We start from the raw sequence: 14,800 nt of genomic DNA on the forward strand, positions 1-14,800 counted from the left end.
CTATTCGCTAATGTTGTCCTTACTCTAATGACATTTTAAAGTGGATGCAAAACCTCCTGCCATTCGGCAAACTCAGCAATGTAAAGACTCACTTACTGATCTAACGTGGCTTGCACTTTACGCAGCCAAACACAGTTATCGCATTGGCATTGACGGCGTGATAAATGATGTGGGCTTAAAGATGAGTCGATAAAGTCCACGGCGATCAACAACTGCTGTTTTAACTCGGCAATCGATTTTTCGTTCACGGCCACCAGCTCGTCATTCTGGTTCATCCAGATACATTCCATGCCCTGATGACAAGTTAAACATTGCTCGTCTCTATCATTAAAAAATACCGCATGCGGGCAATGGGTCACTTCCATTGACTGTAAAATACGCTTACGCGGATATTCCAAAAGTTCGATCAACAAGGCTTTATATTGGGTGGGCATACGCCCTCCTTAGCTGCACTTTGTCTGTGGGTTAATTAACAAAAATTGATTCCATCTAATGCTCCAAAGATTACCTATAGTCGCGAGGATTTAATTTGATGTAAGTCAAAGTCAGTGACGAAATGATCGTATAGGTAAGCCGCGCCTGACGCTGATCATCAATGCCATTCAAAATACTAAAATAAAGCCACCCGCTATTTGATTATCTCCCCCGCTTACTGGTTAAATGAACAAAACAAGGAGCACAATTTGCAAACACCGCAGCTGCAGCATTTTTATATTTCTGAAGAGCAATCCATTTACTTGCTCAAAGCCAATGATGCCCGTAAACACAAGGCGTGGATCCGCCTCTGTAAACAACAGCTGAGCAAATTAGGTTATACCGATATCGAATTGGTCGGCAAAGGCGCCTACGGTTTCGTGTTTGCGGGTATCAATCAAGCTGGCGATGCCCATGTGTTTAAGTTTTCACGGATTAATCTGCCACAACACATTCAAGATCGGCTCGAAGAAGAAGCCTTTATGCTCTCCTTACTCAAGCATCCCAATGTGCCGGGGGCGATCAAATTTGAGCGAGTAGGTAAACAGGGAATACTCGTGATGGAACGGGCAAAAGGGGAAGATCTCGACCAACTTTGCCGCCGCATGGGCGCCTTACCTACCGCTATGGTCATGAGCATCGCCCGCCAACTCGCCGATATCTTGTATTACCTGCGCACGGGCAAGCCATTAGTGCACGGCGATATCAAACCTTCGAATCTAGTTTACGATATTGAACAACAACACTTATCGTTAATCGATTGGGGCTCAGCGGTATTTGCGCAGCGGGATGAACATAACAAACCCGTCGAAGACAATGTGATGGCGTTAATGTCTAGCGATCAACAACATACCAACGCCCGCATGGGTGATGTGTATTTTATCGGCGAAGAGCAACTCAATGGAGCACTCTCCAGCCCGCGCTTTGACGAGCAAGGAGTTGCCGCGACTCTGTATGCCCTCGCCTCTGGGCAAGCAAGCCGCTTCGGTGCACAGGTGATCTCGCCCACCAGCATTGGCTTACCGATAGAATTAGCCCGTACCTTAGAAGGCATGCTCAGCACTGATCCGCAGCAGCGCAACATTGCCGGCGATTACTTTTTAAAAAGTATGCGCCACAGCCACAGATTACATTTACCTGAACTGCCCAAAGCTGATTTACAGGGTGAAATTCCTGTTTGGGTACAATCCCGCGACAAAGATGTTGAAACCGTCAGCTACAGTTCGCGTAAATCCTTTTTAAAGGAGCACAACGCCCAAGATCCCATCGCTAAGATGGATGATATTCAGCTCGAAAAATATTACCGCAACTTCCTCGCGGGCATGGGCGATACCGAAAAAGGCTTTATCGCCGCAGTGGGTCGTTTAGCGCAATATCCGATCGTGGGTGGTCTGGCTATTCATTGGCAGGAAACCGGCGTGTTTATCGACTCCAATCTTGCGATTTACGATGCAAAGCAAAAAAGTGCGTTAATCATTGCAGTCAACAATATGGTGGATCTCGCGCGGGGAATTAAACGTATAGGGGTGTTTAAAGCCTGTTTCTTTAACGCCAAAGACACACTGCATATCGAACGAGCTGACACCAGCGAGCCTTTTGTCGCCAGTGCCGCACTGCAGTTGCCATTCGAAGTCGGTGACGTACCCACCTTAGAAGATAAGTCGCGGTTACATTCTTATTTTGAAGACGGTAAAGATCCCGATGAGAACCTCGAATTACCCCATGAAATCATGGAAGAATTAGCCCGCATCAACCAAATTCACCACACAGGCTGCATCATTTTTGAGGCGCTGCCGAATCACTTAAAAATTCACAGTTACTTGAAGCTGCTCAATCCGCGTAAGCAAGCGGCGTTTCGCGCGAGCCTCGATCGCATCTTGCATCATGTCGGAAAAATCCAAGGCCACGGCGTATCGGGCTTTATGAAACTGCCCTACAAAAACACCCGCCGCTTTACTCATCTAGAGCGTAAAGCCGAGCACTTTTATCCGAAAAACCCAAAAGAAATAGGCGCCTAATGGCGCCTTGTTCATCGGATTAAATCGGCGATCCCGGCGGTAAGGTTAACGGCTTAGGAATAAGCTTAACCTTAGCATCGGTCAAACCCGCAGCAAGACCCTGTTGCAACCAAGTATAGTGCGCCGCAAGACTCACATTCGCTCGATTCGACTTCGCTTTCAATTGCTTAATCACAAACTGAGCGCGATCGTTGATCGCAGCCCTCACTTCTGGTGAGGTTTGAGGATCGTGCAGCGTTGCCAGCACTTCATCAATCACCACAGCGTTCACTCGCATCCATACGCCTTCGACCAGCGCGAGCTTATCCTCTTGATACAAGGTCGCCGCAAATAACTTATCCAATAATGTCGTCACCGATAACTGCTCACTATCTGCCATGGATGCTTGGCTGACACGATTCAAGCGTTTAGGCATCAATAGCAAGCTCACAGTATGACGGCTAAACACTTCAGCCATACCGAGAGGGTCGTTAATTGCACCTAGACCTGAATCGAAGGATTCCCGCGTAACATGATAATTCCCCGCCTTTGGCACTAAACTGTCGAGCAAGGTTTGCGGCACAGTTAAACTCGCCGCATCGAGTGTGTTAAGTAGCGCGTCTAAGCCCGTTAACTGCAACTGCGGCGCAATATAGCTCCAGCGGCTGCCTTCACCAATAGATTGATAGTTATAGTCAGTGCCGCCAATAAACTTAGCGACCGCATCGATTTGATAACGCGTCAGCAAATAAATTGGCGCAAAGGCATCGGCTAGCTCGCCCAGTGGCTCATTGGGTAACAAGGCCGCACTGGAGAAATCCGCAATCGCCTTAGTGCGAATTTTATTTAACTTACCCAGCTGATCGATCGGATCGTCACCACTATCCCACAAACTGGCATAGGCCTGACTCGCATCCTTTTGGCGGGAATCGGCCTCACCAATATAGCGTAAACCACGTTTAGCCACATCGGCCAGCAAGTCGACTTGCAGTGCTTGTTGGGTACGGGCATCACCTTGATCGCTATAACCATAGGCGATAGTAAAATCATCCCAAGGGCCAACACCTGTAGTGTAAGGTGCTGAAATATCAATATCATTGCCCTTCAACTGGATTTTCGGATGGGGATAATCCATCACAGAGGCATCCTGATTAGTCGAAGCGGCAAAGTTATGATCGAGCCCTAACGTATGGCCAACTTCATGGGCGGCCAGTTGGCGAATACGCGCCAGCGACAAGGCTGTCGCCGCTTTCTCGGCCGCCACTCTATCCTGCCAGCCAGCGGTTAAGCCTTTGGCAATCAAGTAATCCTGCCGCACACGCAAGCTGCCGAGCGTGACTTGACCCTTAATAATTTCACCGGTGCGAGGATCGGTCAGTGCGGCGCCATAGGACCAACCCCGCGTCGCCCTGTGCACCCATTGGATCATGTTGTAGCGAATATCCTGCGGATCGGCATCTACCGGCAATAACTCAACTTTAAAGCCGTTGATAAATCCGGCGCGAGTAAAAGCCGTCTCCCACCAGCGCGCGCCATCGAGCAACGCCGAACGTATCGGTTCTGGCACACCAGGATCGAGATAATAAGTAATAGGTTTAACGACTTCGCTTGGCGCTGGGCCAGGATGCACTTTCTGTAAACGGTGGCGCAGGATAAAACGCTGCACTAAAGGTTGGTCAAAGGGCATGGCATAATCGCGATACTCATCGGACAAATAACCGCTCATAGGATGATAAGCCCGCGGTTGGTAATCCGCATCGGGAAGCTCAACAAAGGAATAACGCATCCGCACCGACATTAAGGTGCCATCGGGTGTTACCTGTGCGACCTGCGCGCCAGCAACATCGCCTTTAAAGGTGAGTTGCACATCCACATCGGCGTTTTTCTCAAAGGATTTAATCCCTTTGGGTAAGATGACAGAACGGCTCAAATCGAGCTGATAATTGCCCTGCTCTGTTTGTTGCAATACGGAAGACACGCCGTGTAAATCATTGAGCACCAGATCGTTGATCGCTACCAAATCTGGCTTGCCCTCAATCACTTTGCCTTGCCATAACACAGAATCGGCAAAGGCTTCTTCAACCGCTCTTTGCTCGGCGGCATCAGAGGTATTCGCACGATATTGAGTATTGAGTTGCTTGAGTAAAACATAGGGACCTTGGCGCTCAAACTGCACCATACGGGTCTGACCCAGTTGGCCGCGATCGAGACCAATGTCGTTTGAGCCTACGCCCTGTGGCAGGCTAGTAACTAAGATAAAAGGTTGATTTAAACGATTGACCTCAAGATATAACTCTCCCTCAGACTCCTCGTAATAGAGATTAAGAAACCCTTTCGCCTCTTGGCCCTGCTTAATGATCTTGGCGCTAGGCGCCGCTGCCGCGACCGTAACGGTGGAAAATCCTAACAGCGTTATAAATAAGGCTAAGGCTACACTTTGGGGTTTCATCTTTCCTCCTGATTCGGCTGGCTGCGTTATTTACCTTATAAGTCATTGGCATCTTTGATAACTGCTTATCTCAAGCGATTGATTTAAAGTAAATAATGCGAGGCCATCACTGGCCCCGAGCAAATAAATTAACGATTCTGATGCTGGTTCTTGTGTTTGATCCAGTGATTTAATGTTTCAAATAATTCGTTGAGCACTATGGGTTTAGTGATGTGGGCATTCATCCCTGCTGCTAAACTCTTTTCCCTGTCGCCCGACATGGCATGGGCTGTCATGGCAATGATAGGCAGTTCATCGGCACTAAAACGCTCACGCAATGCCCTTGCGGCCGTTAACCCGTCCATCACTGGCATTTGAATATCCATCAACACGGCATCAAACGGCCGCGAGTCGATGGTATCCAGCGCCACTTGACCATTGTCGGCCAGCACCACTTCGTAGCCAGCGCTCTTAAGGAGCTCAGTGGCCACTTGCTGGTTGATAAAGTTATCCTCCACCAGCAGCACTAAACCTGTGTGCTCCCCTTCCTCAACTTGAACTTCAACCATAGGCTGAACCACATTCAATCTCGGTTCATCGGCAAAGGCGGCAATGATCTCATCGAACAGACTCGATGCCTTAAACGGTTTTTGCAGTACGGCAAACACATTGGCACTATCGACTTCATGCTGCAAGGGCTCTGCCGCATAGGCCGTCATCATGATAATCACAGGCCGTTTCGCTAAGCGGCCTTCGGCAACCATAGTATCTATGGCGCTGACCACATCGCTACCGTCCATTTCTGGCATCATCCAGTCGAGCAATAACAGATCGATTGGTGCCCGCGACAGTTTATAAAGCGCTTCTGCGCCGCTGGCGGCAGTATCGACGTCGAAGTGGAAATCTCGCATCAAGGTCGAATAGATTTGCAGTGCCGTCGGGTTATCGTCAACGACTAAGGTGCGTAGACTATTGAGTTTTTCCGGCACGACCAAAGGCTCAATCTTAGCGGCTTCGGCAATTTCAAAACTGATGGTAAAGCTAAAAGTACTACCGACCCCAAGCTCACTCTGCACTTGCATCTTGCCGCCCATCATAGACACCAGATGCTTACTGATCGACAAACCTAAGCCAGTGCCACCGTATTTACGAGTGGTCGAACCGTCGGCTTGGGCGAAGGCATCAAACAGCTTATCCTGTTGATCTTTACCTATGCCGATACCCGTATCGCGCACCCAGAACTTCAAGGTAATCCGATGATCCCGCTCGCCGACATCTTCACAGCCGAGCTCAATCTCGCCAGATTGGGTAAATTTCACCGCATTCGATAGCAAGTTAATAAGCACTTGGCCTAAGCGCAGCGGATCGCCCTTAAGAATGAGTCCCGCCGTCACGGGGGCATATAAGAGTAATTCGACGCCTTGTTCTTGTGCCTTGAGCGCATTGAGATCCAGAGCGTGATCGAGCACTTTATCCAGCGGGAACGGCACCCGCTCAAGCTCCAACTTACCCGCCTCAATTTTAGAGAAGTCGAGAATATCGTTGATGATCCTCAGCAGCGATTGCGCCGAGAAACCGGCTTTTTCGAGGTAATCTTTCTGCTGCGCCGTTAACGAAGTGCGCTGTGCCAACTGCAACATACCGATAATGGCATTCATCGGTGTGCGGATCTCATGGCTCATGTTGGCCAAGAATTCACTCTTGTAGAGGTTAGCGAGTTCGGCGTCTTGCTTGGCTTCAAGCAACGCCACTTCGTTACTCTTATGGCGGGTAATATCCTTATGGGTACCAAGCATACGTTTGGGCTGACCTTCGGCGGTGAACTCCACCACACGACCACGGGATAACACCCAGTGATAGCCGCCATTTTTACCTAACATACGGAATTCAATTTCGAAAGCACCGACGGGATCAGCAAGATACTGAGCACGGTATTCCTCGACGCGAATACGATCGTCGGGGTGGGATAATTCATCAATTGTCGATACTAAAGCGGGGAATTCATTGGTTTTATAACCCAACATAGAATAATAGGCTGGGTTACAAATAATCTGTTCAGAGTCTAAATACCAGTCCCACAGGCCATCTTCCACCGCATCCATGGCTAAGTGATAACGCTCTTCGGACAGGCGTAATTGTTCGGCGGATTCGTATTCCCGCGTCACATCACGCCACACGGCAATCAATCCCTGCAGTTCGCCGCGGCGATTGTAGAAAGGCAGCTTAAGGGTATCGAGCAGCACAGGTTTGCCCGCAAGCTCGACCTTTTCTTGGTAACGCAGCGGCGTGCGATCTTTTAAGACTTGTTCGTCTTCGGCGCGGATACGAATGCCCATTTCAGGCGAGGTCAGATCCTCAGATGATAAACCTATCATCTCGCTCTCTGTGTAACCCAGCATGCGTTCAGCCGCCTTGTTACAACCTAAATAGTTGCCTTCTTTATCTTTAAAGACAATCGCTTCGGGAATCGAGTCAAGCAGGGATCGCAGTAGCGCATATTCACGCTCACGCCGCTCTGTGGTGTCTTTTAAGCGCTCGGTACGCCGTGCCACTAGCTTATCGAGCCGCTTATTCTGCTCAGCCAGATGGTGGGTATATTGTTTATTTTCCTCAAAAATCCGACTCACCAGCAAGAACCAAGGTTCCCAGCCGCGAGTGATCTTCTCCGGTGGCTTACGCGGCTCTTGGGAGCAACCTTCAAGGTGCGACAGTAGTCGCGAGGCTGGACTCACAAAAGAGCGGCGCGTCTGCCAATGCACTATGGTCACCAACACCGACAGGGCGATAACCACTAAAATAAAGGTCAGCTGCAGTTTTTCCCACGAGTCTTGGAATAGGTCGTCTTCATCCTGCAAATACAGTAAACGCCAAGGCGCGTTATGCAGGGCAACCGAGTGAATGTAATAGCCGTTACGGATGATGCCGTCGTGGGCATCAAACAATTCCGACTCAGGTAAAGAATGCAGCTCAGAGGGAATACGTTGGCTGATGTGATAGACCCGATTGATATCTGAGCTATCAAAATCGCTGTGGGATAAAATATTGTTCTGTTGGTCGAGCAAAATCACTGTGCCCGGCATCTTAAAGTAAACCCGAATTTGCCGCGCTAACGAGGCAAGCGTCATGTCTAAGTTGATTGAGCCAATGAACTCATCATCCAAATAAATGGGCACACCTAAAGTGGTCAATAAGCCTTTGCCCGTGGAGTCAACATAGGCTTCACTCCAAAATACACTGCGCTGCGGATTCATTGCTGGGGTGGCGTATTGGAACTGTTTCTTGTTGAGTAATTCGTCCCTAAAACGTTGATCGTCATTCGACCAAGGGAAATAGGACATGATCCTACGTTTCGACAGGTAATAGATAGCCGAGGCTTTCGGGGCGGCTTCTTTGGCGACGGGGAATGACAGTGACAGCTCAAACAACATCTCAAGCTCTTGATAGAACTTGTCGTCGCGGCCGTCGAGGGAACCCGCACCAGTAATCCTACCCATGTTGGTAAAAGGCTCACCGCTCTGGGCGTAGCTAGGTTCTAAGGTAAAATACTGGCCGCTTTCGTTGAATTTACCGTATTGGGGTAAGCGTTCTTTACGCACGAGTTCGCCCAAACGTAAATGATCCACAGCAACGTTGCGTAAGCTTTTTACCGCTCTAATGCTCGACTCAAGTAGCAAATCGATTTGCAATACATGGCGCTGAACCTGCTCTTCACGCTGTTCCATCTGCTGTGCTTTTTGGCGGTCGAAAAACATCCATGCGGTCAACAAAGACATGACGATAACGCCGATGTACGTATAAAAAACGGCACGGTTGTAGTTCTTCTGGATCGGCGATTTTAGTTGGAGATCCGGCTCACTCGATTTCATCCACTACCCTTGATTGCAGCGCTTAATTTCAGCCTACGGCGGCAAAAACTATGAGCTCCATATAGTAACAGGAAGGAACTGCCAATCACATAAAATAATTGTCAGATAAAGCCTACTCATACCACTGATAAGTCGATTAAAAATCTACTACTCCATAAAATTAAGGCCTCTATATCAGAGGCCTTAGTCATTACCCAAAATTAAACCGACCTGCTTTACAGATGCTCTTCAGCGTATTCCGCTAAGCGTGAACGCACCACGCCATTCAGATACACGTTGGCACTGCCTTCAAAGTCTTTAAAACGTTCGACAATATAGGTTAAACCTGAGGTAACAGCAGTTAAGTAGTTAGAGTCGATTTGCGCTAAGTTACCGCAACAAATCAGTTTTGTGCCTTCGCCCATACGGGTGATCATAGTTTTGATCTGCGAGGCCGTGAGGTTTTGGCATTCATCTAATAGCACTATAGAGTTTTGGATCGAACGCCCGCGCATAAAGTTTATCGACTTAAACTGAATGTTAGCCTTCTCCATGATGTAATTCATGCTGCCCGTAGGATTCACATCATTCTTATGCAGCACTTCGAGCGTGTCGGTAATCGCAGCCAGCCACGGCATCATCTTCTCCTCTTCCGTGCCGGGCAAGAAGCCGATAGATTCGGCGATTTCTGGGGTGTTACGGGTGACAATCACTTTGTCGTAGCGATTACGCTCGACCACCAGCTCCAACGCCGCCGCCATGGCGAGCAAGGTTTTACCGCAACCCGCTGGGCCAGTTAAGATCACCAGATCGATATCGGGATCGAGCAGCGCCTGCAATGCCATGCCTTGATAGACGTTTTTAGGTTTAACACCCCATGCCTCGAGGTTTTTCACCCGCTCACGGCCTAAATCTAAAATATGTAAATGGGTGTCTGTGCGCTCGATAACACGACCGCAAAAATCAGACTCTGTGTCGATAAGATATTGGTTGATATAGAAATTATCATTTTCGAGGTCTTTGAGCGGTACTTCATGCACTGTATGTCTACCGTGGCGCTCGGTGGAGACCTTGTTCAAGTGCTCCCAAAAATTACCTTCGAACTGGTAAAAGCCTTTACTGAGGAAGCGGATATCATCGATCAACTGGTCAGTTCGATAATCCTCAACCAATTGAATACCTGCACCTTTGGCTTTAAGGCGCATATTGATATCTTTGGTGACTAAGACAACGGTACGGGGATGATGTAGGTTTTGTAGATGTAGCGCGGTATTGATAATGCGATTGTCGTTTCCATCTCCAGGCAGTGCGCCTAAGGTAAAATCGACAAGGTGATCAGGGAAAATTGAGAGCGAACCGACGGCATCGGCATGACCCTCTCGGCTGGGTAAAGGGACGCCATTGATAATCTGCTCAGGGGTAGTTTCACCGCCTAGGGTATCTTCCAATGCCCTGATAGCAACCCGAGCATCACGACTCACATCACTCTTTCGATCTTTAATCTGGTCCAACTCTTCTAGCACTGTCATCGGAATGACCACATCGTGCTCTTTAAACGAATAGATCGCCAAAGGTTCATGTAGTAACACATTGGTATCCAGTACAAACAACTTTCTGTCGTCTTGTTCCATGGCGCCTCCAGAGTGCTTCATTAAAGTTTAAACACACTTTTGAGTCTCAATAAAAGTTACACGGCTCCTATTACTGGCTAAGCATATGGCAAAGAATGATCATAAGGTTCAAGTTGATAGCACTTTACTCGCACTTAAACCTTAAGTTGATATTGGCACCAAACTTACAAGATAACAATACAGCAACCATTGTTTACCTTACAGACTCGAAGCAGTGTATAACCGCGGATGTGACATTAGCGTGACAGTTTCATGTACTGGCATGACAATTTTGTCGCTTGTACAATTTGTAATCTAGCACTCTGGGAATTAGGCTCTAACGGGTGAGAGGGCGATTTAAATATCACGAGTATTGGTATAACATACGCGCCCTTTGTTAGAGTCCGCCTAGAAATGAGAATTTAAGATGCCGTTCGCCTTAGGTCAACGTTGGATAAGTGATACCGAGTCAGAGCTTGGTTTAGGAACTGTGGTTCAAGTAGAAGGCCGTATGGTCACTGTATTATTCCCTGCCACGGGTGAGAACCGCATGTTCTCCCGAGCAGAAGCCCCTCTGACACGCGTTATATACAATCCCGGCGATTCGGTTGAAAGCCATGAAGGCTGGAGCCTTGCGGTCAGTGAATTGACCGAGAAAGACGGGATATTGATCTATCACGGCATTCACAGTGAGACAGGCGAGCAAGCTACACTGCGTGAAACCCTGCTGAACCACAATATTCGTTTCAACAAACCCCAAGACCGTTTATTTGCTGGCCAAATCGATCGCCTCGACCGTTTTGGTGTGCGTTATCAATGCCAAATGTTGCGCCACAAACTGGCCTCATCGGATTTGCTTGGTCTGCAAGGTCCACGTGTTGGACTTATTCCGCATCAAATGTGGATTGCCCATGAAGTCGGCCGTCGCTATGCACCGCGTGTACTGTTAGCCGACGAAGTGGGTTTAGGTAAAACTATTGAAGCGGGTCTGATTATTCACCAACAACTGCTTACTGGCCGCGCCGAACGCATTCTGATTATCGTGCCCGATACTCTGCGCCATCAGTGGTTAGTGGAAATGCTGCGCCGCTTTAATCTGCGCTTTTCGGTATTCGATGAAGACCGTTGTGTAGAAGCCTATGCCGATCACGACAATCCTTTCTACACAGAACAGTTAGTGATTTGTTCACTCGAATTACTGCGTAAGAAAAAACGTCTTGATCAAGCCCTAGATGCCGATTGGGATCTGTTAGTGGTTGACGAAGCGCACCACTTAGAATGGACCGAAGAAGCGCCAAGCCGCGCCTATCAAGTGGTTGAAGCATTAAGCGAAGTCATCCCAGGCGTTTTGCTGTTAACCGCAACACCCGATCAACTCGGCCATGAGAGTCACTTCGCCCGTTTGCGTCTGCTCGATCCGGATCGTTTCTACGATTACGATGCTTTCTTAGCTGAAGAAGACAGTTATAAAGACGTCGCCATTGCCGCCGAAGCCTTGGCTGGTAACGCTAAATTACCCGATGCCGCCATCAACAGCTTGACCGAATTACTGGGCGAGAAAGATATCAGCCCAAGTATTCGTTTAATCCAAGCCGAAGGTATTGATGCCGAAGTACAACAGGCCGCCCGCAGCGAATTACTGCAAGAATTACTTGACCGTCACGGTACTGGCCGCGTGTTATACCGCAACAGCCGCGCCTCGGTAAAAGGCTTTCCAAAGCGTTTCTTTAACGCTTATCCCCATGCCATGCCAGATCAATATCAAACTGCCGCACGCGTCAGCGGCATGATGGGCGGACACAAGTCATTAGAGGCGAAAGCGGCGCAAGCCCTAAGCCCTGAAAAACTGTATCAAGAATTTGAAGATAACAGCGCCAGTTGGTGGAAGTTCGATCCCCGTGTGGATTGGTTAATCGAGTTCTTAAAATCCCACCGTAGCAAAAAAGTGCTGATCATCGCCAGCCAAGCGGAAACCGCCCTGAGCTTAGAAGAAGCCCTGCGTACCCGCGAAGGGATTCAAGCAACGGTATTCCACGAAGGTATGTCGATTATCGAGCGCGATAAAGCCGGCGCTTACTTTGCCCAAGAGGAAGGCGGCGCACAGGCGCTGATCTGTTCTGAAATTGGCTCTGAAGGTCGTAACTTCCAGTTTGCCAGCCACTTAGTGCTGTTCGATCTGCCGCTAAACCCCGATCTATTGGAACAGCGAATCGGTCGTTTAGACCGTATCGGCCAGAAAAATGATATCCAAATTCACTTGCCATACCTTGAAGATACTGCCCAAGAACGTTTGATGCAGTGGTATCACCAAGGGCTGAACGCCTTTGAACTCACTTGTCCGAGTGGTCATGTGCTTTACAGTGAATTTGCCGAAGATCTGCTAAACGTGCTTGTGGGTGATGACAGCGATGAGCTGACAAACCTGCTCAATCACACCCAGAGCCGTTATAAAGAACTCAAGCACGCCATGGAGCAAGGCCGCGATAAGCTGCTGGAAATCAACTCACACGGCGGCGAGAAGGCACTGGCAATCGTCAACCGCCTTGCCCAAAGTGACGGTGATACTCATTTAATCGGCTCAGTGATCCGTCTGTGGGATATTATCGGTGTTGATCAAGAAGATAAGGGTGAAAACTCGATTATTCTGCGCCCGAGTGAGCACATGATGTTCCCAACTTATCCTGGCTTGCCAGAAGATGGCGTAACAGTGACCTTTGATCGTGACACTGCGTTATCACGCGATGATATTGCGCTGATCACCCAAGAGCATCCGCTGGTGCAAACGGGGCTAGATCTGATCACAGGTTCTGAAACTGGCACCACCAGCGTCGCAATTCTAAAGAATAAAGCCCTGCCAGCAGGTACCTTATTCTTAGAACTCATCTACATGGCCGATGCCTCAGCACCTAAGTCGAGCCAGTTGTACCGTTATTTACCGCCTACACCCATTCGCGTGTTGCTGGATAAAAACGGTAACGATCTATCGGCTAAAGTGGATTACGCCAGTTTCGATAAGCAATTAAGCGCGGTGAATCGTCACATTGGCGGCAAATTAGTCACCGCATCTCAGCCTATTTTGCATCCGTTATTTGCTAAGGGTGAAGAATATGCTCAAGTGGTTGTCGATGAAATGGTCGCCCAAGCCAGAGAGAAAATGACTCAGCAACTGAGCGCAGAGCTTGATCGTTTAGAGTCACTCAAGGCTGTGAACCCAAATATCCGTGAGGAAGAATTGGAATACCTGCGTAATCAGATGCAAGAGTTAAACACTTATCTGGATGCCAGCCAGTTACAACTCGATGCGATCCGTATGGTGCTCGTCAGCCACGTATAAACCTAAGCGGAACTGCAGGTTTCAATCAATTAGCCCAGCCTCAGCGTTGGGCTTTTTTATGCCCTGTGGCTTTTTATACTAAATGACAAGTGCAATTCTTTGGCGAGGAAAATTCACTTTTTGGTAATTGTTCAGGTTATACTCAAACACTGATGAATTTATGAGACTACACAGGTGGTTATCAATTCTATGCCGCGCATTCTTTCACTCCTCTTTTGCCTCATTTTCGGCATCACAACCATCGCTACCTACGCGGCTGACACTACAACAACTCCGCCAACATCAGCGCCAGCCGAAATCAGTGCCAAAAAGTCGAATCACAGCTATCTACCCACAAATGAAATTAAACAAATCACGATTGATAATCAGCCCTACGATTTGTTAGTGCGACCATGGGAAGGTAAAAAGAAACTTGGTGCGGCGATAATCCTGCCCGCCACCAATGGTACCGCAGACGCGCCTGGATTGATGGCGTTTGTACGCCGCAATATCAATCCTGCCGGTTGGGCCAGCTTAAGTTTAACTCCGCCAACTGAAATGCCCACAGCTAACTTTGCTACCGCCGCTACTGAAGTGACCTCGCCTGGCGCCGCGCAATTAAGCTCACCGTCCAACAAACCAAGCCCTAAAATCAAGCCCGAAGATAACAGCAAGCACCAGCAAGAGCAGGAAGATTTTCTCGTCAAAAGCATGTCGCAGTTAGATGCCGTCGGTGCAGATTATGCAGGAAAACGTATTTTGATCACCGCCGACCAAAGTGCAGGATTATTGATTAGCCTATTAAGCCAGAAGAAGATTGCCGATCCTGATGTGCTGATTGTCATCAATCCCTATCGTGAGGACGAACAGCGTAATCAAGCACTCGCAGAACAACTAGCAAAACTTACGCTGCCCATTTTAGATATTCAATCGCCAGACGGTCACCCAGCCTCATTGGAGACGGCCGACAATCGCAAAAAACTCGCGGTGACCTTAGAAAGCCCTAACTATCGCCAAACTACCCTAGCGCTCAATTTAGATAACGAGAGCGCATGGCAAAATTGCTTAAATGCGATTAAAGGCTTTTCTGCCCGAATGAGCGGCGCGCAGTAAAAACGGCGATTCAAGCTAAT

The 14,800-nt window shown here is 48.5% G+C and carries 7 protein-coding genes; 3 read left to right on the forward strand and 4 right to left on the reverse strand.

Going from position 1 to position 14,800, the window contains the following annotated elements; all coding sequences use genetic code 11:
* Positions 1 to 92: 92 nt before the first annotated feature.
* Positions 93 to 434, reverse strand: a complete 342-nt coding sequence (locus L5M40_RS05285; RefSeq protein WP_105250285.1) for a hypothetical protein — start codon at positions 432 to 434, stop codon at positions 93 to 95.
* Between the two features lie 249 nt (positions 435 to 683).
* Between L5M40_RS05285 and L5M40_RS05290 the strand changes: the two genes are divergently transcribed.
* On the forward strand, positions 684 to 2,492 hold the full coding sequence (locus L5M40_RS05290; RefSeq protein WP_263175245.1) for a protein kinase domain-containing protein: 1,809 nt from the start codon (positions 684 to 686) through the stop codon (positions 2,490 to 2,492).
* Positions 2,493 to 2,511: 19 nt separating this feature from the next.
* On the opposite strand, the gene L5M40_RS05295 is transcribed toward L5M40_RS05290, so the two are convergent.
* From L5M40_RS05295 to L5M40_RS05305, 3 genes are all read right to left on the reverse strand, one after another.
* A complete protein-coding gene (locus L5M40_RS05295) occupies positions 2,512 to 4,920 on the reverse strand; it encodes a zinc-dependent metalloprotease (protein ID WP_263167862.1) in 2,409 nt (802 codons plus the stop codon).
* 128 nt (positions 4,921 to 5,048) lie between these two features.
* On the reverse strand, positions 5,049 to 8,765 hold the full coding sequence (locus tag L5M40_RS05300) for a response regulator (RefSeq protein ID WP_173496262.1): 3,717 nt from the start codon (positions 8,763 to 8,765) through the stop codon (positions 5,049 to 5,051).
* Between the two features lie 215 nt (positions 8,766 to 8,980).
* Positions 8,981 to 10,375 (reverse strand): PhoH family protein, encoded by a 1,395-nt coding sequence (locus L5M40_RS05305; protein WP_105250289.1) that lies wholly within the window; start codon positions 10,373 to 10,375, stop codon positions 8,981 to 8,983.
* Positions 10,376 to 10,781: 406 nt separating this feature from the next.
* Here L5M40_RS05305 and rapA point away from each other — a divergent pair, with 406 nt between their 5' ends.
* Complete coding sequence (gene rapA, locus L5M40_RS05310; RefSeq protein WP_263256362.1) at positions 10,782 to 13,688, forward strand: RNA polymerase-associated protein RapA; 2,907 nt, start codon at positions 10,782 to 10,784, stop codon at positions 13,686 to 13,688.
* A gap of 189 nt (positions 13,689 to 13,877) precedes the next feature.
* A complete protein-coding gene (locus L5M40_RS05315; RefSeq protein WP_105250291.1) occupies positions 13,878 to 14,780 on the forward strand; it encodes a DUF3530 family protein in 903 nt (300 codons plus the stop codon).
* Positions 14,781 to 14,800 lie beyond the last annotated feature (20 nt).

This window comes from Shewanella sp. SM68 (assembly GCF_025653925.1).
Taxonomy (GTDB): Bacteria; Pseudomonadota; Gammaproteobacteria; order Enterobacterales; family Shewanellaceae; genus Shewanella; species Shewanella oncorhynchi.